Raw genomic sequence first — 18697 nt, 5'->3', positions numbered from 1 at the left:
GCTCCCAACACCTTTTCGGCAGAAAAACTCGATGAGGCGCTTTACCACGGGGCGGTGCTCCGGGTGCGGCCAAAAGCCATGACGGTAGCGGTGATTATCGCCGGTCTGCTGCCTGTTTTATGGGGGACCGGCGCGGGTTCTGAGGTGATGAGCCGTATTGTCGCGCCGATGATCGGCGGCATGATTACCGCGCCGTTGCTGTCGCTGTTCATCATTCCGGCAGCCTACAAGCTGATGTGGCTGCGCAGGCATCGTCGCCTTGCGGCATAACGTGTGTCGCCCGCCTGCGGCGTCAAACTGCAGGCGGGTTCAGCCTACGTTTATCGTCCGAGTGCGTTGACCCGTTTGCGGTATTCGCCTGGTGTACAACCGAATTCACGGACAAAAGCTTTGTGAAAAGAAGATTCGCTCGCATAACCTACCGACTCGGCAATCACCATCACCGGCAGCGCTTCACGCGACAGGGTCTGGGCGGCGATTTGCAGGCGCAGCGTTGTTAACACGGCTAAGGGCGTCGTCGCGGACACGTCGCGAAATAGCTGGGCGAAGCTCGCCCGCGACATGTGTACCCGTTGCGCCAGCGTTTCGACCGTCCAGGGATGCGCCGGTGTTTCCAGCATGTGAAGGATCACGCGGCCCAGCCGGGGATGCAGCAATAAATTGAGCACGCTTTTCGCTGTGCCAGCCTGCGATAGCCAGTCGCGAACGGCGAGGGTAAACAGCGTGGCGCACTGCTGACTGTATAAGACATCAGCGCCAGGTAAATGGCCTTCTGACTCCTGCTGTAACAGCAAAATGGCGGCGTTAAGCCAGATACTGGCGGGGCTATGCGACGGCGGGGCAAGACATAACACTTCCGGCAACGCGGTAAGGAAATAACGCGACGTCGTGTGCAGACGTAGACTACCGCACACGATATGTGTCGGTGCTTCGCCAGACTGGCGCAAACGGTGGGCGGAGTTTTGCGGCAGAATCACCACCTTTCCCGGCGTAAGCGTCATGGCGTCGCCGGTAGGCATTTCCAGTTGCGCTTCGCCCTGCGTAACGGTATGCCAGCGAATCACCGATAGCTCGCCAGCGGCGTGCGGTAACTGCCAGTCGCCGCCTAACGGGCAATTCTTGTCGATTGAGCCCTGAGGGGCGTTAAGCGTCAATAGCCGACTAAGCGCATCCATATAGACTCCAGAACAGATTTATTTTCAAAAATAGGGATCACCATTTCTGTATCTGTTCACTATATTTCGGACTCAATGTCATTTCTACCCTTGTTTTTGCTAACCGCCAATTTAGACGATAAGACAAAAAATGACGCGTTGCGGATAACCCTGTCTTTTTTGACGTTATTTATACTTGTCCTGACAAACAGATGGTGATTTGGCGGAGAAAGAAGATGACACAGTATCAGGCGCTCATTATTGGTTTTGGCAAGGCAGGAAAAACGTTGGCGGCAACTCTGGCGAAGACGGGATGGCGCGTGGCGATTATCGAACAGTCCGCCAGTATGTTCGGCGGAACCTGCATCAACATTGGCTGTATTCCAACGAAAACGCTGGTGCATGATGCGGAACGTGAGGGCGATTTTTCTGTCGCCATGCAACGCAAAGCGGCGGTCGTAAATTTTTTACGCGACAAAAATTTTCATAATCTTGCCGACCTGGACAATGTCGATGTGATTGAGGGAAGGGCGGAGTTTATTGATAACCATACCTTACGGGTATTTCAGGCGGACGGCGAGCGGGTGTTACGGGGAGAAAAGATCTTCATTAATACTGGCGCAGAGTCGGTGATCCCGGCTATTACGGGCTTAACAACGACGGCGGGGGTGTTCGATAGTACCGGGTTACTCAGCCTGAGCCAGCGCCCGGCGCGGCTGGGGATTTTAGGCGGTGGTTATATTGGCCTTGAATTTGCCTCAATGTTCGCCAACTTCGGTACGAAGGTCACTATCTTTGAAGCAGCGCCGCAATTCCTGCCTCGTGAAGATCGGGATATCGCGCAGGCAATTATCCGTATTTTACAGGAAAAGGGCGTCGAGCTGATTTTAAACGCCAACGTACAGGCCGTATCCTCAAAGGAGGGCGCGGTACAAGTAGAAACGTCGGAAGGCGCGCATCTTGTGGATGCCCTGCTGGTGGCGTCGGGGCGAAAACCGGCGACGGCTGGCTTACAGTTGCAGAACGCCGGCGTGGCGGTGAACGAACGCGGCGGGATCATCGTGGATGATTACCTGCGTACCACGGCGGACAATATCTGGGCGATGGGCGACGTTACCGGTGGGTTGCAGTTTACCTATATTTCACTGGATGATTTTCGTATTGTACGCGACGGATTATTGGGAGATGGCAAACGCAGTACCCGCGATCGCCAGAACGTTCCGTATTCCGTCTTTATGACGCCGCCGCTCTCTCGTGTCGGGCTGACGGAAGAACAAGCGCGGGCAAGCGGCGCAACGGTGCAGGTGGTGACATTACCGGTGGCGGCGATCCCTCGCGCCCGTGTTATGAACGATACCCGTGGCGTACTAAAAGCGGTAGTGGACGTGAATACGCAGCGTATCGTAGGGGTGTCATTGTTATGCGTCGATTCTCATGAAATGATTAATATCGTTAAAACCGTTATGGATGCAGATTTACCTTATACGGTGTTACGCGACCAGATCTTTACCCATCCTACAATGAGTGAGTCTTTAAACGATCTCTTCTCTCTCATTAAGTAAAACATAAATAACGTAGCCCTGTTAATCAGGGCTTTTTTTTGCCTGTCAGGCTATAAAAATACGCCAGGACAAATATGCTGGCGTCTGAAAGAAAAGGCTTTAGTCAGGCGTAACGTATTATAACACCATTGAAATAACCCACGACTGGAAATCTCGATGTTAAAAGTTACCACACTTATTGTTTCATTATTGGCTGCGCCGCTGGCGTTTTCCGCCTCCGCCCAGCCGCTAACTGACGTTGAATATATCAGCGTTTCTGCGGTGTCAGCAACGCCGTCAATGCTTGAGGACGCTATTGCCAGACTGGCGCAAAGTAAACAGGCGTCGTCATGGAAAATTACGTCCATGCGTATTGATAATACGGGTTACGCCACTGCGATATTATATAAATAAGGAGAGCCTGAGATGGATAAATATCTTCGTCTGTTAAGTCAGGGGGATCGGCTGGGATTAACATTAATTCGCCTGAGTATCGCCATCGTTTTTATCTGGATTGGACTACTAAAATTTGTGCCCTATGAGGCAGACAGTATTACCCCGTTTGTAGCGAACAGCCCGTTTATGTCTTTTTTCTATGAACATCCGGAAGAATATCGTCAGCATCTGACTCATGAGGGCGAACTAAAACCGGAGGAACGCGCCTGGCAAACGGCCAATAATACGTATGCGTTTTCGGATGGTCTGGGCGTGGTGGAATTGATTATCGCGGCGCTGGTACTGGCTAACCCTGTTAGCCGCTGGTTAGGGCTGGCAGGCGGCGTGCTGGCATTCCTGACGCCATTTGTCACGCTGTCGTTTTTAATCACCACGCCGGAGGCCTGGGTTATGCCGCTGGGCGATGCGCATTATGGTTTTCCGTATTTATCGGGCGCCGGACGGCTGGTATTAAAAGATACGTTAATGCTGGCAGGTGCGGTGATGATCATGGCGGACTCCGCCCGTTCGTTACTTTTACAGCGACAGTAGCGACCCTCTTACCCTCTTTATGCCGCGATTCGTCGGATGGCGCTTGCGCCATCCGACAATGTGTTGATGAATGATGGACTACCCTGACAGAAGTTCCTGTTCCACCTGTTGAACCTGCGCCTCCAGCGTATTGCGAATTTCGGTTAGCGCCCGTTCCTGCTCGGAGAAATAGGCTTCCTTATCCGCAACGGAAGAGGCGAGCCGCCAGGCGTTTTCCGTTTCCAGTTGCGTTATCTCTTTCAACAGCGCGTCGATTTGCGTGCGGAGCTGGCGTATTTTATGGCGCAGATGTTCCAGGTTATTTAGCCTGTCGCTTGCCATCATCGGTTCCAGACCGCTTTGCAGCTGCGTCAATAACGCGCGAATTGCCGCCAGATCGGCATTCTGCCGCGCCTGATTAAGCTGTACCATCATCTGGTGCGCTTTTTCTTTTAATTCATCGGCGACCACATCCGGGTGACACAGGCGGCTGGCCTGACGCCACAAACGTTTTAATTCATTGCGTTCGTCAGCCGACAAACGTTGATCGCGGGCGTAGCGGAATTGCGCTTCCTGCTGCTGCTCCCGGTACTGGTGATAGTCCTGTTCCGCATTTTCCTGCGCCTGGCGGAATGCGCTGTCGTCCTGATGGGAAAAATCCGCTTCCAGCTCGCGAATTTCCGCCAGCAACGCGGTAATTAATTCCGTCTGCTGCTGGATTCGCTGACGGATGCCCACCGCTTCGCGCGAGGCGGCATTCAATCCTGTCCACTGCTGTTTTAGCGTTGCCAGTTGATCCACGGCCTGGGAAATAAATTGCAGGCAGGATTGATAATCCTTTTCCCGGCGTTTTATTTCGGCCTCTTGCTTACGCTGCATACTCACCGCGAGCTGTTTACGCAACTCCAGAATACGGCTCATCAACGGCCCGAGACGCAGATGATAGAGGTCGTTGAAATCGTCGAGGATTTGTACCCGCGCATTTCGTTTGTCAATCAGATCGCGAAGCTGGGCTTCAAGCGCTTTCAGCTCCAGTTTACTGGCGGCAATAGAGGGATCTTGCCACGTCGAGAGCGCCCGTTGAGCCTGTAGCCAGGCGGCGATCTCTTGCATGGCGTCACTGAATCGACGAGCTTCAATCGCCTGGGCAATCGCGCTGATTACGGCATCCTGCGGCTCATTTTTCAGGTAGATGAGCTGCTGACGGATAATCTCTTCGTCCTCAAGTTCAATGGCGCTTTTGATGATCTCTAAACGTTTGATGATCTTATTCATGACGTTGATGCCTAGCGTGGCTCAAAAACGGATAACAGATACCAGGTCTGATTCACCTTTTTGAAAATACTGAAAAAATACTAAATGTATTCTGTAGGGTGTCGTACTTTTCGTCCAGAGTTATTCACATGTTTTATACTCGGCGTCTGTCACCCGTAACGTTCTATATCGGCGCGCACTCTTTTCTTTTTACTCCCCGCGACATCTTTTTTTACACGATAACGTTAACGTCCGGAGTTGAGCCTTGACAAACGATTGCGCCTTGCGGCAGCGAGAGCGAAATGTTAAAAGGTGCCCCTCAATAAAAACGATACAGGGGTAGGACGTGAAAAACGCGTCAACTGCATCCGGCGCCAGCGTGTCGGATGCCGCGTCGAAGAATGAACCGACGCTTCAACGGGGGTTGCAAAACCGCCATATTCAGCTAATTGCGCTGGGCGGCGCCATTGGCACCGGACTGTTTCTGGGCATCGGCCCGGCGATTCAAATGGCGGGGCCGGCTGTTTTGTTGGGCTATGGCGTTGCCGGGATTATCGCTTTTCTCATTATGCGCCAGTTGGGTGAAATGGTTGTGGAAGAGCCGGTTTCCGGATCGTTTGCCCACTTCGCCTGGAAATATTGGGGGCCGTTTGCGGGCTTTTTGTCGGGCTGGAACTATTGGGTCATGTTTGTGCTGGTCGGGATGGCGGAGCTGACCGCGGCGGGCATCTATATGCAGTACTGGCTGCCTGACGTACCAACATGGGTATGGGCGGCGGTGTTTTTTATTATCATTAATGCCGTGAATCTGGTGAACGTTCGTCTGTATGGCGAAACGGAATTCTGGTTCGCGCTGATTAAAGTGCTGGCGATTATCGGCATGATAGGTTTTGGTCTGTGGCTGCTGTTCTCCGGCCACGGCGGCGAACATGCCAGCATTGATAACCTCTGGCGTTATAACGGTTTCTTCGCTACCGGTTGGCATGGTTTGCTTCTGTCGCTGGCGGTGATTATGTTTTCTTTTGGCGGACTGGAGCTGATCGGCATTACTGCGGCGGAAGCGCGCGATCCGCAAAAAAGCATCCCGAAAGCGGTGAATCAGGTGGTATACCGTATTTTGCTGTTCTACATCGGTTCGCTGGTGGTGTTGCTGGCGCTCTATCCGTGGGTAGAGGTGAAATCCAATAGCAGCCCTTTTGTAATGATCTTCCATAACCTGGACAGTAATGTGGTGGCTTCGGCGTTGAATTTCGTTATTCTGGTCGCGTCGCTTTCGGTGTATAACAGCGGCGTTTATTCGAATAGCCGAATGCTGTTCGGCCTGTCCGTACAAGGCAACGCGCCGAAATTTTTAACCCGCGTCAGCCATCGCGGCGTGCCGGTGAACTCGCTGATACTTTCCGGAGCGATTACCTCGCTGGTGGTGCTGATCAACTATCTGTTGCCGCAAAAAGCGTTTAGCCTGTTGATGGCGCTGGTTGTCGCGACGCTATTGCTAAACTGGATAATGATCTGTCTCGCGCATTTACGTTTTCGCGCGGCGATGCGTCGTAAAGGGCGCGAGACGCAATTTAAGGCGCTGTTCTATCCCGCCGGAAACTATTTGTGCATTGCGTTTCTGGCGCTGATTCTGGTGTTAATGTGTACGATGGACGATATGCGATTGTCGGCGATTTTGCTGCCGGTATGGATTGTATTCCTGTTTATCGCGTTTACAGTTTTGCGCCGTAAGGCTCATTAACTTTTTTGCCCGATCCCATGCTCATGCGATCGGGCAATCCATTAATGCCGCAATGTCCCTGACAGCGCGCGAATATCGCTGCCGGTCGGCGTCTGATGAATACGCAAGCCGAACTCTTCCACCACCGCAAATATATGGTCGAAAATATCGGCCTGAATGCTCTCATATTCCAGCCACACGACGGTATTGGTAAAGGCGTAGATCTCTATCGGCAAACCATGATCGTCAGGCGCCAGTTGGCGTACCATCAGCGTCATATCTTTACGGATGCGCGGATGGTGGCGTAAATATTCGTTCAGATAGGCGCGAAATGTCCCGATATTAGTCATTCGGCGGTGATTTAAGGCTGATTCCGGCGCATCCAGTTGTTTATTCCATTCATCGATTTCCTGATGACGGCTGGTAAGGTACGGCTTTAACAGTTGCGCGGTTAACAGCCGTTGTTTTTCATCATCATCCAGAAAATGGATACTGGTCGCGTCAATATTAATGCTGCGTTTAATCCGGCGTCCGCCGGACGCAGACATGCCGCTCCAGTTTTTGAACGAGTCGGAAACCAGCGACCAGGTGGGAATGGTGGTGATGGTATTATCCCAGTTGCGTACTTTTACCGTGGTTAAGCCAATATCAATGACCGCGCCATCTGCGCCATATTTTGGCATCTCCAGCCAGTCGCCCAGTTTGAGCATATCGTTGGCGGAAAGCTGTATACCGGCAACCAGGCCAAGAATCGGGTCTTTAAAGACCAGCATTAATACCGCGGCCATCGCGCCCAGCCCGCTGATTAAAATTGCTGGTGACTGGCCAATCAGCAGTGAGATCATCAGAATGCCGACGATAATTGCGCCGATGAGCTTAATACCCTGAAATATTCCTTTTAGCGGTAACTGAGAGGCGGCGGGCCATTTTTGCGATAGATTGAAAATCACGTCCAGCAGAGAAAATAACGACAGCAGGGCGTAGGTCATAATCCATAACTGCGCGCAGGTCGTCAGGATATCCGCAGCCTCACTGCCTTTTTGTAGCCAGAGCGCGGCCTGAATATTGACAATGATGCCTTGCAGCGTAAAAGCCAGACGATGGAATAATTTATTCTGGGTAATAATTTGCAGCCACAGGCGGGAACTGGCGCTGGCACGTTTTTCGAAAGCGCGCAGTACTATCCAGTGCAAAATAATATGCACGACAACTGCCGTCAGAAAAATAATACCAAATATCACCACCAGCGACGTGGTGTGATTCATTTCAATTCCCGCTAAATCTTCTACCTGGGATATCAATTCCTGCATAATCTCTCCTTTATAAACAGCAGCCTATGATGACTGCTGAATGGCATTTATGCAAATCAGGACGCTCGCGCTTCAGGCATAATCAGCAACAGACGGGTAAAAGCGCTTCAGGGGTTATCCATACGCTATATTTTATCCAGCGCCCCATAAACGTCGTTATTTTACGCCACCCCATTTTTTTGAACAGGCGCCAGTTCGTCAACAATGGATGAAAACATTTTAACCAGAATGCTTAAAACGATTGCAATGTTTCTGTCGGATGATGATTAGCACCGTCGTACCTCTCAACAATAACATTAAGGAACATCGGATGACCCAAAAGCGTACCCTGCTAAAATACGGCATACTCTCGCTGGCGCTGGCCGCGCCATTATCTGCCTGTGCGTTTGACTCTCTTACGGTATTTGGCGATAGCCTTAGCGATACCGGGAATAACGGTCGCTGGACCTGGGATAGTGGTCAAAATAAGCTCTACGACGAACAGTTGGCCGAACGATTTGGGCTGGCATTAAGCCCTTCCAACAATGGCGGTTCTAATTATGCCGCCGGCGGCGCGACGGCGACCCCGGAATTAAACCCGCAGGATAATACCGCGGATCAGGTACGGCAGTGGCTTGCCAAAACGGGGGGAAAAGCCGACCACAACGGTTTGTATATTCACTGGGTAGGCGGAAACGATCTGGCGGCGGCCATCGCGCGACCTGCCATGGCACAGCAAATAGCCGGTAATAGCGCCACTAGCGCGGCGGCGCAGGTAGGGATGTTACTGGATGCCGGCGCCGGGCTGGTCGTGGTGCCAAACGTACCGGATATTAGTGCGACGCCAATGCTTCTGGAGGCGGTAATCACCGCCGGGCTGGGCGCAGCGGCGCCCCCGGCGCTAAAAGCGGCGTTAGAGGCGCTGGCGGAGGGCGCTACGCCCGATTTCGCCAGTCGGCAACAGGCGATCCGCAAGGCGTTGCTGGCGGCGGCTGCAACGGTAAGCAGCAATCCGTTTATTCAGCAACTGCTCGTTGAGCAACTGCTGGCGGGCTATGAAAAGGCGGCAGGGCAGGCGTCAGCTCTGACCGATTATTATAATCAGATGGAAGAGAAGGGGCTGGAGCAACACGGCGGCAATATAGCCCGTGCCGATATCAACGGCCTCTTTAAGGAAATTCTTGCCAACCCGCAGGCGTTTGGTCTGACAAATACCGTAGGTATGGCCTGCCCGCCAGGCGTATCCGCTTCGGCGTGCTCCTCGGCGATGCCTGGATTTAATGCGTCGCAGGACTATCTGTTTGCCGATCATTTACATCCCGGTCCGCAGGTCCATACCATTATTGCGCAATATATCCAGTCGATCATTGCCGCGCCGGTACAGGCGACATACCTGAACCAAAGCGTTCAGTCGATGGCGCAAGGCAGTCGTACCACGCTTGACAGCCGTTATCAGCAGCTTCGCCAGGGGGAAAATCCTGTTGGTTCACTGGGCATGTTCGGCGGATACAGCGGGGAATATCAACGTTATGATAATAATGAGGCCGACGGGAACGGTAATCATAATAATCTGACGGTTGGCGTCGATTATCAGCTTAACGAGCAGGTACTGCTGGGAGGGCTGATAGCCGGTTCTCTGGATAAGCAACATCCTGACGATAATTATCGTTATGATGCCCGCGGTTTTCAGGCCGCCGTATTCAGCCATTTACGCGCCGGTCAGGCGTGGCTGGATAGCGATTTACACTATCTGTCCGCTAAATTCAGTAACATCCAGCGCAGTATAACGCTCGGTGCGCTAAGACGGGTGGAAGAGGGCGAAACCAACGGTCGGCTGTGGGGCGCGAGGTTAACCAGCGGTTATGATTTTGTCATGATGCCGTGGTTAACGACCGGACCGATGCTGCAATATGCATGGGATTACAGCCACGTTAATGGTTATAGCGAGAAGCTCAATACCAGTACATCAATGCGTTTTGGCGACCAAAACGCCCATTCGCAGGTGGGTAGCGCTGGCTGGCGTCTGGATCTTCGCCACAGCATCATTCACTCCTGGGCGCAGATTAATTATCGCCGTCAGTTTGGCGATGATACGTATGTGGCGAATGGCGGCCTTAAATCGACCGCGTTGACGTTTAGCCGCGACGGAAAAGCGCAGGATAAAAACTGGGTTGATATCGCGATTGGCGCAGATTTTCCGCTGTCGGCAACGGTGTCCGCTTTCGCCGGGCTGGCGCAAACGGCAGGGTTAAGCGATGGCAATCAAACCCGTTATAACGTTGGGTTTAGCGCCCGATTTTGATGACACGCCAGGGAGGGCCAACCTCGTGGTGACAATATCGCCATCGTAGGCGCAAACCGGTGTCACGCCGTTTTCTCCTTCATCCAGATAGGGGGTATCCAGATATGGCCAACGGCGTGCCAGTTTTAAATATTATTTATTTTCAATATGTTGAAAGATAAGGTTAACACTAGCGATGTAAAACCTGGCACTTCGCGCCATTGATCATTGGGGAACCTGGCAGAAAGGTGAAAAAAGCCGGACGGGCGTCCGGCTTAGGCAGGGGATTAGACTTCCGTCAGTGTGGTTTCAAGCGGCAGACGTGATTTCGGCAGCCCGGCGTTGAAATCCTCGACGCTATGATGGCCGACCGGCACCACGACCAGACTGGTATAGCCTTTTTCTTTCAGACCAAATTCAGCGTCGAGCACCTCGGCGTCGAAACCTTCAATGGGGACGGCGTCGAGACCCATCGCGGCGACGCCCAGCAGAAAGTTGCCGACGTTCAGATAGACCTGTTTCGCCATCCACTGGTGGTCATCTTTTAGCGAGACGCGGTGCATATCGGCGAAAAAGCGGCGACCTTTATCATTTGCCGCTTTAGCTTCCGGCGTAGCGAAACGGCCATCGGCATCTTCCTGATCGACCACCCGTTGCAGCCAGGCGTCGTCCATCGCGGTTTTCGCGCAGAAGACCACCACATGGGAGGCGTCCAGCATTTTGCGTTCGTTGAACGTGTAGTTTCCGGCAGCGGATTTTGCTACGCGCGCTTTGCCTTCTTCCGTACTGGCGACAATAAAGTGCCACGGCTGGGAATTGGTGCTGGAGGGGCTGTACTGTAGTAGTGTTTTTATTTTATCCGCTTCTTCGGCGGTCAGTTTTTTGCTGGGATCGAACGCCTTAGTGGAGTAGCGCTTTAAGGCGACAGAAACGATATCCATAAATGCTCCTGGTTGGTTTAGTACCCTTTTGTATCAGCAGGGTACCGGGTTATCGGTAAAAAGATAAGGGAGGAAAATGCGGAAACGGTTATTGCATCAGCGCGGCCGCAGGCGCAGTTGCTCTCTTTTAGGCAGCCCGTCTACGACCAGATTCCATGAGTCATTTATCAAATCGTTGAGTAGCGAGACGGTGATATCCTCGCCCGCATAGACTGAAATCCAGTGTTTCTTATTCATGTGATAGCCAGGCGCAATGCTGGGGTAAATTTGTTGATTTACCAGGGATTTTTGGGGATCCGACTTCAGGTTCACCACTGGACGGCAGTGATGTTCAGTGAAAAGCATGAATATTTTGCCGCCGACTTTAAACACATCGTACTGTGGGCCGAAAGGCCAGCAGTGTTCGGTAAAAGGCAGTTCCAGCGCAAAGCGTTTTGCACAGGCGTGCAGTGTTTGACCGTCCATTATTGCTCCTCGCGAGTCAGCGCGCGCCACATGGCTTCGAATCCCAGCGCAATATATTCGCCAGCGCGAGCGGGATCGCGCGCGGCGAAATCCATTGTTGTTTCAGCCAGCGCCAGAAAAAGGCCGTCGCCGAAGGCGCGGTACTCATCCGACATAAACACCATCAAAACGGAACGATGACATAAATCGCGCAATTCGGGGAACATATCGTCGGCCCGTTGTTCCGTCTCTTTGGTGAGCTTTTCGCTGACGGCCAGTTGACGGATCGCCCGATGGCGCGCGGGATGGTTCAGACCCCAACTGATGTAACTGTTCCAGATAAAACGAGTCATCATTTTGGCATCGGTAATGGATCGATCCAGCTCCATTATCATTGACTGGCAGAGATCCTGCTTTAAATGCAAATACAACGTGTTAATCAGCTCATCTTTGGTCGCGAAATAGCGAAACAATGTTCCTTCTGCAACACCTGCGTTACGCGCAATCACCGCCGTTGAGGCAGCGATGCCGGATTGCGCTATCGCCTGGGTTGCCGCTTCCAGTAATGCTTGTTTTTTGTCTTCACTCTTCGGACGAGCCACTACACGTTACCCTTATGTCTGGAAAAACATGATTGAATCATGCCCGTTGTCGCGTCGCAACGGTGAATGTCAACCTTTGAAAAGTACCTTGACGGCGTATCTTTGCTTTCTATAATGAGTGCTTACTCACTCATAATCAAGGGCTGCCGCATGAAGTGATAGAAAAGCATATTGCAGGCCATGCGATAAGCCGTCTCACAATTTGTGTGGTTATTACTATGCTTATTGCTGTTGCCGTAAATGTGCGGTGCGGGAGCCGCTGACGAGTTTGATAGAGGGGAGAGCACGATGACCATTTCCGCTCAGGTTATCGACACGATTGTCGAGTGGATTGATGATAATTTGAATCAGCCGTTACGTATTGATGATATTGCCCGTCATGCGGGGTATTCCAAGTGGCACCTGCAGCGCCTTTTTATGCAGTACAAAGGGGAGAGTCTGGGGCGCTACGTGCGTGAACGTAAGCTAAAACTGGCGGCGCGCGACCTGCGCGACACCGACCAGAAGGTGTATGATATTTGTCTAAAGTATGGTTTTGATTCGCAGCAAACCTTTACGCGCATTTTTACCCGCACGTTCAACCTGCCGCCAGGCGCTTATCGTAAAGAAAAGCATGGCCGTACGCATTGAAATGTTTAATCGGCCAGCGAAAACCAGCGCCGCCAGATAAAGCGAATAACATAATATTCCAGCGCGCCGAGCAAAAGAAACCATAAACAAAACAACAAAGTATAAAGCTGGTTGAGATCCATAAGATGAAAGATCCCGACCAGTTTTTGCGCCAGCGCAAGGCCGAGCGAAGGGGCGGGCAGCAGCAGGCTGGAGAGCAACGCCATCAGCAAAATACCGGCAGCGGTCATCAATGATTCAAGCGGGTGTTTCATGGCTTTGTTAAACGTAAGTTAAAACGCCATTGTCCGGGATATCGCCTGGTAAGGCAAATATGCTGTCTATTGTCCCGCCCAGATTTCACAATGTTTTTGTACCAGGCCTATCAGCGATCCGCCGTCGGCAATAAACTCCCGCATATATTGCGCTTCGTTACCGCCTTTTTTCACCTGCAGACGTAGTGCGTCAATGGCGCTGTCGGCGCCCAGCTTGCGCGCAGAGGGGGTAACGTTGTCCAGCAGACGCAGCGTATCATCTGCCAGGCGACGGCGGTCGCCGGTATAGGCATCGGTTAGCACGCCCTCCAGACCATAGCGGCAAGCCTGAAAACGGTTGAATTTATATAACAGATAGTCTTGTTCCTGCGGTTTAAAGGGACGCTCGGTCAGCAGCCAGTGCGCGGTCGCCTGAATCAACCCTGCCATATTGATGGCATGATCAAGGGTGAGCGGCGTATCCATCACCCGAACTTCTACCGTGCCAAAGGCCGGGCTGGGGCGGATATCCCAGTGCAAATCTTTGATGCTGTCGATCATCGTGGTGTAAGACAGACGACGAAATAGTCCGGCAAACTCTTGCCAGTTACTGACCCACGGCATGGGACCGTTATCGGGAAAAGCGGAAAAAATATTCAGGCGCGCGCAGGCAAAACGGGTGTCAGATCCTTGCATATAGGGAGACGCGGCGGAGAGCGCAATAAAGTGTGGCACAAAATGCGACAGCCCGTGTAAAAGATAAATCGCATCGTCGCCGTTCGCGCAGCCGACGTGGACATGCTGGCCGAAAACCGTCGCCTGTTGAATTAAGTAGCCGAAATTTTCCAGCGTGCGTTGATAGCGCTCATTATCACAGACCTCCTGACGCTGCCATTTTTGAAAAGGGTGCGTACCGCCGCCGCAAATGCCGAGATGGTGTTCCGACGCCGCCTGTAAAATAACGTGCTGCATGGCAGAAAGTTGGGCCGCCGCCTGGTCAATATCGCGGCAGACGCCCGTGGCCATCTCCAGCATACTTTCGGTGATATCGTGCTTAATTTCTCCCGCAGTAAGTTGGGGCTTAACGGCGTCGATCAGTGTAGAAGAGTCCTGACTTAAATCGTAGCCAGGTGGATTGATCACCTGCATCTCCAGCTCAATACCAAGCGTATAAGGTTCAGAAACGTGAAAATCATTCAGCGCCATAGTGATCTCATTTATCGGGGTATTGCGCTAAGTATAGAAGCGGGAGCGCTCCTGTCGTGGGGAAAGCGCGTTATTGCAGAAACAAGAGTAATAACGCTATTGCCACGTTGAAACCATTCTGTACGGACGGTACGTTCAGCCATCGTGGCGGCAAAGGCTGGCAGCAGATGTAACGAGATGTGCGTGGCGGTAAGCGAGGTAACTTTTGCGCTATCGAATCCCGGGAGCGTGACGCGGTCTGAAAAGGCTTTATAAACGCTCTCCTTGGCGGAGAAAGCCAGCGTCAGGGCAAGCGGAAAAGGGAGCGAGCTCGCCTGGAGAATTTGGCGCTCATCGCTATCAATAATGGACGGCGCCAGCTCTGTCGCCGTGTGCTGACTCATGATTTTTTCTATATCAATGCCGATACGCTGTCGGGATATGACGGCCAGCGCCGTTGACGCACAGTGGCTGATGCTGCCAAATAGGCCGTCCGGCCATAGCGGCTGTCGCTTGTCGCCAATACCGGGCACTGTCCTGACGCCCACCTCGCGTAGCGCATGAACGGCGGCGATGCGGCCTGCCAGATGTTCAGCTTTACGCTTGCGTCCGGCAGACCGGAGCCGATCGTGATGAGGCAGCCATAACAGGTCGTGCTCGTGAAAGCTGCTCGCATCAAAGTCGACGATATGCAGCCTGTGTCCGGCAAAGGGAAGGGGAAAATGAGATGTCCGCATCGTTTTTTGCTAATTCCCTCCCCGAATGAGGGAGGGAAGGTTGCCATCAGAAATGGGTATTAATGCTCATATACCACGTACGTCCCGGTTCGTTATAGGTGTACGCGCCAGCGCCCGCCATATAAGCGCCAGTTTGAGTATCCCTGACGGTTTGCGCGTTACCTTCACGCCACAGACGTTTGTCAAAGAGGTTATCCACGCCACCGGTCAGGCTGACATTTTTGGTCACGTCCCAGGTCGCGCTCAGGCCAACAATACTGTATGGGCTGACCGCTTGCTTATCTGTTCCGGTAACGGGGTTACCCTGATAATCATATTTCTTCGGCTCTTGTTTGCCGTACCAGGTGAAGGTCGATTGCAGAGAAACGTCCTGACGTACCTGCCAGCTCAGGGTTGAGTTAAGCGTGTACTGTGGAATAATCGACAGGCGTTCGCCGGTCTCTTTGTTTTTACTCTGCAGCATATACGTAACGTTATTCGTCCAGTTGACGGTGTCGCTAACCGGTACGTTTAACGTGCCTTCCAGACCTTCAACGACCGCTTTCGGCACGTTCTCCCACTGATAGACATCCGTTTTGCCGTTGTTGATACGCTGCAACGGCACCGTACCCGCTTCGATCTTATTGCGGTAATCATTGCGGAACCAGGTGATGCCGGCCAGCCAGCCATCGCGTTTAAATTCCAGACCGATCTCTTTATTGATGCTGGTTTCGGCTTTCAGATCATCGTTACCCATCATATAGCAGCCGATGCCGGTACCCGCGCCAGTCGCGTAGCAACCCTGACCTTTGCTATACAAAATATAGTTTGGGTTAGTCTGGTACAGACTCGGGGCTTTATAAGCGCGGGCGATCCCCATTTTCAGGGTAAAGTCATCCCCCAGACCTTGCGACAGGTTCAGCGACGGGCTCCAGTTATCCCCCACAATACTGTGATGATCGAAACGTAGCCCCGGCGTCAGCATGGTGCTGTCGGTCAGTTCCATGTTGTTTTCAGCAAACAGAGAGAAAATTTCCGCTTTTGAATAGGGGCTACGATTGGTACTGCTGTAACCCGGGATATTTCCCCCCATAAAGGTTTGCGAGTTGGAGAGCTCGTCTTTCATACGCTGTTGGGCCCATTCGGTACCCAGCGTCAGGTTTTGATTGACCAGCAGATCGAAAGGAAGGCTCACTTCGCTGTGTAGGGTGACGTCATTCAAATCGGCATCGGCATATTTTTGCGATGCTTTGGGATCGAAAATTCCTTCGGTGCCGCCTGCCAGGCCTTCCGGCATTCGGGAGTTACGGGTATGTTCGTATTGCACCCAGTTACTGGTGGTTACGCCATTATCCCAGCCGCCGTTCCAGGTCAGAGAGTAGTTCTGCCGATAGAGGCGGTTCGTCTCTTTTCCGTAATTATCTTTCACCAGTTGGTTCGTATTGGTGTTCTGAGTATCACCGGCATAGAGATTGCCCTGGCGACTGTATCCGGCCTCCAGCTCCAGAGACTGAAGCGGAGCAAAATCCCAACGAACTACGCCGTTGATATCTTTGTTAATGACCCCCTCGCGTCCTGCCGGTAGCGTGTCGGCGTAACTCCCGGTACGTTCAGACTGATGCCCCTGGTTAATATTACGCGCATCCGCCTGCGTTTTGTCGAGGTTGCCATACAGACGGAAGCTGAAATCCCCGCCCAGCGGGCCGTTCAGGCTAAAGTTAGTGCGTTTGGTCGCGCCTTCGTCTTTATGTTCCGGCGCGTTGAAATAGGTATTCCAGGAACCGTGCCACTCGCTACCGCCTTTTTTGGTAATGATATTGACCACGCCACCCGCCGCGCCGTTACCGTAGCGTGCGGCGGCAGGGCCACGCAGCACTTCAATGCGTTCGATCATCTCCGGCGGCACCCACGCGGTATCGCCGCGGGTATCGCGTTCGCCGCGCCAGCCCAGGCGCACCGAGTTACGGCTGGTGACGGGTTTACCGTCTATCAGGATGAGGGTGTTTTCCGGCCCCATGCCGCGAATATCGATTTGGCGGTTATTCCCGCGCTGACCGCTGGTGGAGTTGCCGGTCAGGTTTACGCCTGGCATGGTGCGGATGATTTCTGACACGTCGCGCGCGGGCGGATTTTTGCGGATCTCATCGGCGGTGATGGTGGATACGCCTGGCGCCTGTAGGTTTTGCTGGGCAGCGGTCACCACGATGGTGTCTTCATTGGTGAGCGCAGCGCTATCGGTTTTTTCTTCCGCCATCACGGGCAGAGCGGCCCCGTAAATCCCTAAATTGACCAGTAAGGTCAGGGAATGAATCTTCTTGTTCATTGTATATCCTGCTTTTCTTTAGCCACATAAGCCAAAGCGCCCGTCAAAGGCATTGGCCGGGTGGTGAAATTGTGTTCGCGCGTCCCATAGCGCGACAATACGCTATTGCAAATGCAAATAGTTATCAATAATATTATCAATATATTTCACCTTTTATATACAAAATTCATAATAAACACAGGGTTATAATGAAAGAGGCGCTGGCAACGGGAAGTGAGGCCTGGTGGAGGACGAAAACCGGGCCGGAATGGATACGGGAAAAAGACGGAAATTATCGGGTCACTTTTTGGTGGCGCGACCCGCAGGGAAACGAAACACACTCCCCGATACGGCATGTCTGGGTCTACATCACTGGCGTAACCGATCATCATCAAAACGCGCAGCCTCAGACGATGGCGCGTATTGCCGGAACGGATGTCTGGCGCTGGAGCACGGCGCTTAGCGCTAACTGGCGCGGCAGCTACTGTTTTATTCCTACCGAGCGCGATGACGCTTTTGCCGCTTTTGCGCCGGGCGAAACGCCCGATCGGAACGCACTGCGTGAAGGCTGGCGACAGCTATTACCGCAGGCAATTGCCGACCCGCTTAATTCGCAAAGCTGGCGGGGAGGACGTGGTCATGCGGTTTCAGCGCTGGAAATGCCGGATGCGCCCCTTCAGCCGGGATGGGATCGTCCTGAAACGCCGTACTCGCCGCCTTTGATGATGCAGTGGCATAGCGCACGTCTGGGCAATTCCCGCCGCGTATGGATATTGACGACCGGAGACGAGGCGCCGGAGGAAAAACCGTTGGCTATTCTGCTGGACGGTCAATTCTGGGCGGAAAATATGCCCGTCTGGCCCGCGCTCGCCTCGCTGACTCATCAACGCCTGCTTCCTGGTGCCGTCTACCTGCTGATTGACGCGATTGATACTCAACACCGCAGCCAGGAGTTGACCTGCAATGCCGACTTCTGGCTGGCGGTGCAGCAGGAACTGTTGCCGCAAGTCAGAGCCGTGACGCCTTTTAGCGATGATGCCGGGCGAACGGTGGTCGCCGGACAGAGTTTTGGCGGCCTGTCGGCGCTGTATGCCGGCCTGAACTGGCCGACGCGTTTTGGCTGTGTACTAAGCCAGTCAGGATCGTTCTGGTGGCCCCATCGCATCACCCCGCCGGAGGGGGAAGTCATTACCCGGCTGAAAACCGGCGCATTATGCGCGCACGGACTGCGTATCGTACTGGAAGCCGGCGTGCGTGAGCCGATCGTGTTTCAGGCGAATCAGGCGCTTTATGCCCAACTGAATACCTCGCAGCAGTCCATTTTCTGGCGTCAGGTTGACGGCGGACACGATGCGCTTTGCTGGCGCGGCGGGCTAACGCAAGGGCTGATGCTGCTTTGGCAGCCGCTTATCGACACGCTTTAACCGGGCACATGTCCA

The 18697-nt window shown here is 53.0% G+C and carries 17 protein-coding genes and 1 pseudogene; 8 read left to right on the top strand and 10 right to left on the bottom strand.

All coding sequences use genetic code 11. The features are described from left to right. Window positions 1–3: 3 nt before the first annotated feature. Window positions 4–270: pseudogene (locus ACLJRE_RS15135) on the top strand (efflux RND transporter permease subunit); the annotation flags it as partial. Between the two features lie 50 nt (window positions 271–320). On the opposite strand, the gene rclR reads toward ACLJRE_RS15135, so the two are convergent. Next, window positions 321–1175 (bottom strand): reactive chlorine-specific transcriptional regulator RclR, encoded by an 855-nt coding sequence (gene rclR, locus ACLJRE_RS15130; protein WP_023212917.1) that lies wholly within the window; start codon window positions 1173–1175, stop codon window positions 321–323. A 215-nt stretch (window positions 1176–1390) separates the two neighbouring features. Here rclR and rclA point away from each other — a divergent pair, with 215 nt between their 5' ends. The 3 genes from rclA (at window position 1391) to rclC (ending at window position 3682) form a co-directional block, all read left to right on the top strand. Continuing rightward, window positions 1391–2716 carry a reactive chlorine resistance oxidoreductase RclA gene (gene rclA, locus ACLJRE_RS15125; RefSeq protein WP_023212918.1) on the top strand — a complete coding sequence of 442 codons (1326 nt, stop codon included), beginning with the start codon at window positions 1391–1393 and terminating at the stop codon, window positions 2714–2716. Window positions 2717–2872: 156 nt separating this feature from the next. Then, on the top strand, window positions 2873–3109 hold the full coding sequence (gene rclB / locus ACLJRE_RS15120) for a reactive chlorine resistance periplasmic protein RclB (RefSeq protein WP_023212919.1): 237 nt from the start codon (window positions 2873–2875) through the stop codon (window positions 3107–3109). A gap of 12 nt (window positions 3110–3121) precedes the next feature. After that, on the top strand, window positions 3122–3682 hold the full coding sequence (rclC, locus tag ACLJRE_RS15115; protein WP_000362177.1) for a reactive chlorine resistance membrane protein RclC: 561 nt from the start codon (window positions 3122–3124) through the stop codon (window positions 3680–3682). A gap of 78 nt (window positions 3683–3760) precedes the next feature. Here rclC and ACLJRE_RS15110 read toward each other — a convergent pair whose 3' ends face one another. Continuing rightward, the gene (locus ACLJRE_RS15110; protein ID WP_001033453.1) at window positions 3761–4936 is read right to left on the bottom strand and encodes a DnaJ family molecular chaperone; all 1176 of its coding nucleotides are present in this window, start codon (window positions 4934–4936) and stop codon (window positions 3761–3763) included. Between the two features lie 325 nt (window positions 4937–5261). Here ACLJRE_RS15110 and pheP point away from each other — a divergent pair, with 325 nt between their 5' ends. Next, window positions 5262–6656 carry a phenylalanine transporter gene (pheP, locus tag ACLJRE_RS15105; protein WP_000786291.1) on the top strand — a complete coding sequence of 465 codons (1395 nt, stop codon included), beginning with the start codon at window positions 5262–5264 and terminating at the stop codon, window positions 6654–6656. A 41-nt stretch (window positions 6657–6697) separates the two neighbouring features. On the opposite strand, the gene ACLJRE_RS15100 is transcribed toward pheP, so the two are convergent. Next, entirely contained in the window at window positions 6698–7945 is a 1248-nt protein-coding gene (locus ACLJRE_RS15100) for a mechanosensitive ion channel family protein (protein WP_001156971.1), read from the bottom strand. 310 nt (window positions 7946–8255) lie between these two features. On the opposite strand from ACLJRE_RS15100, the gene ACLJRE_RS15095 reads away from it, so the two are divergent. Beyond that, entirely contained in the window at window positions 8256–10226 is a 1971-nt protein-coding gene (locus ACLJRE_RS15095) for an autotransporter domain-containing esterase (protein WP_023212920.1), read from the top strand. Between the two features lie 266 nt (window positions 10227–10492). On the opposite strand, the gene nfsB is transcribed toward ACLJRE_RS15095, so the two are convergent. The 3 genes from nfsB to ACLJRE_RS15080 form a co-directional block, all read right to left on the bottom strand. After that, window positions 10493–11146 (bottom strand): oxygen-insensitive NAD(P)H nitroreductase, encoded by a 654-nt coding sequence (gene nfsB / locus ACLJRE_RS15090; RefSeq protein ID WP_001529050.1) that lies wholly within the window; start codon window positions 11144–11146, stop codon window positions 10493–10495. A gap of 96 nt (window positions 11147–11242) precedes the next feature. Further along, complete coding sequence (locus tag ACLJRE_RS15085; RefSeq protein ID WP_000348989.1) at window positions 11243–11611, bottom strand: MmcQ/YjbR family DNA-binding protein; 369 nt, start codon at window positions 11609–11611, stop codon at window positions 11243–11245. Then, window positions 11611–12192, bottom strand: coding sequence for a TetR/AcrR family transcriptional regulator (locus ACLJRE_RS15080; protein ID WP_000113609.1), 582 nt, complete (start codon window positions 12190–12192; stop codon window positions 11611–11613). Before ACLJRE_RS15080 ends, ACLJRE_RS15085 begins: the two co-directional genes overlap by 1 nt. Before the next feature lie 288 nt (window positions 12193–12480). Between ACLJRE_RS15080 and ACLJRE_RS15075 the strand changes: the two genes are divergently transcribed. Further along, complete coding sequence (locus tag ACLJRE_RS15075; RefSeq protein WP_000155633.1) at window positions 12481–12822, top strand: RamA family antibiotic efflux transcriptional regulator; 342 nt, start codon at window positions 12481–12483, stop codon at window positions 12820–12822. Between the two features lie 5 nt (window positions 12823–12827). Here the strand turns inward: ACLJRE_RS15075 and ACLJRE_RS15070 are convergent, their stop codons facing one another. From ACLJRE_RS15070 to ACLJRE_RS15055, 4 genes are all read right to left on the bottom strand, one after another. Further along, window positions 12828–13076: a DUF1158 family protein gene (locus ACLJRE_RS15070; protein ID WP_000682497.1), complete on the bottom strand. Its 249-nt coding sequence runs from the start codon at window positions 13074–13076 to the stop codon at window positions 12828–12830. A gap of 66 nt (window positions 13077–13142) precedes the next feature. Further along, complete coding sequence (locus ACLJRE_RS15065) at window positions 13143–14261, bottom strand: YbdK family carboxylate-amine ligase (RefSeq protein ID WP_001196908.1); 1119 nt, start codon at window positions 14259–14261, stop codon at window positions 13143–13145. A gap of 11 nt (window positions 14262–14272) precedes the next feature. Then, a complete protein-coding gene (gene entD, locus ACLJRE_RS15060; protein ID WP_001260564.1) occupies window positions 14273–14977 on the bottom strand; it encodes an enterobactin synthase subunit EntD in 705 nt (234 codons plus the stop codon). Window positions 14978–15023: 46 nt separating this feature from the next. Beyond that, on the bottom strand, window positions 15024–17279 hold the full coding sequence (locus ACLJRE_RS15055; protein ID WP_001034966.1) for a TonB-dependent siderophore receptor: 2256 nt from the start codon (window positions 17277–17279) through the stop codon (window positions 15024–15026). Window positions 17280–17467: 188 nt separating this feature from the next. Between ACLJRE_RS15055 and fes the strand changes: the two genes are divergently transcribed. Then, on the top strand, window positions 17468–18682 hold the full coding sequence (gene fes / locus ACLJRE_RS15050) for an enterochelin esterase (RefSeq protein WP_000656586.1): 1215 nt from the start codon (window positions 17468–17470) through the stop codon (window positions 18680–18682). Window positions 18683–18697 lie beyond the last annotated feature (15 nt).

The sequence above is a fragment of the Salmonella sp. SAL04157 genome, from assembly GCF_046551635.1.
In the GTDB taxonomy this organism is placed as follows: domain Bacteria; phylum Pseudomonadota; class Gammaproteobacteria; order Enterobacterales; family Enterobacteriaceae; genus Salmonella; species Salmonella enterica.
Note: the sequence above shows the minus strand (reverse complement) of the source record. Positions and strands in the feature narration are given on the sequence as shown.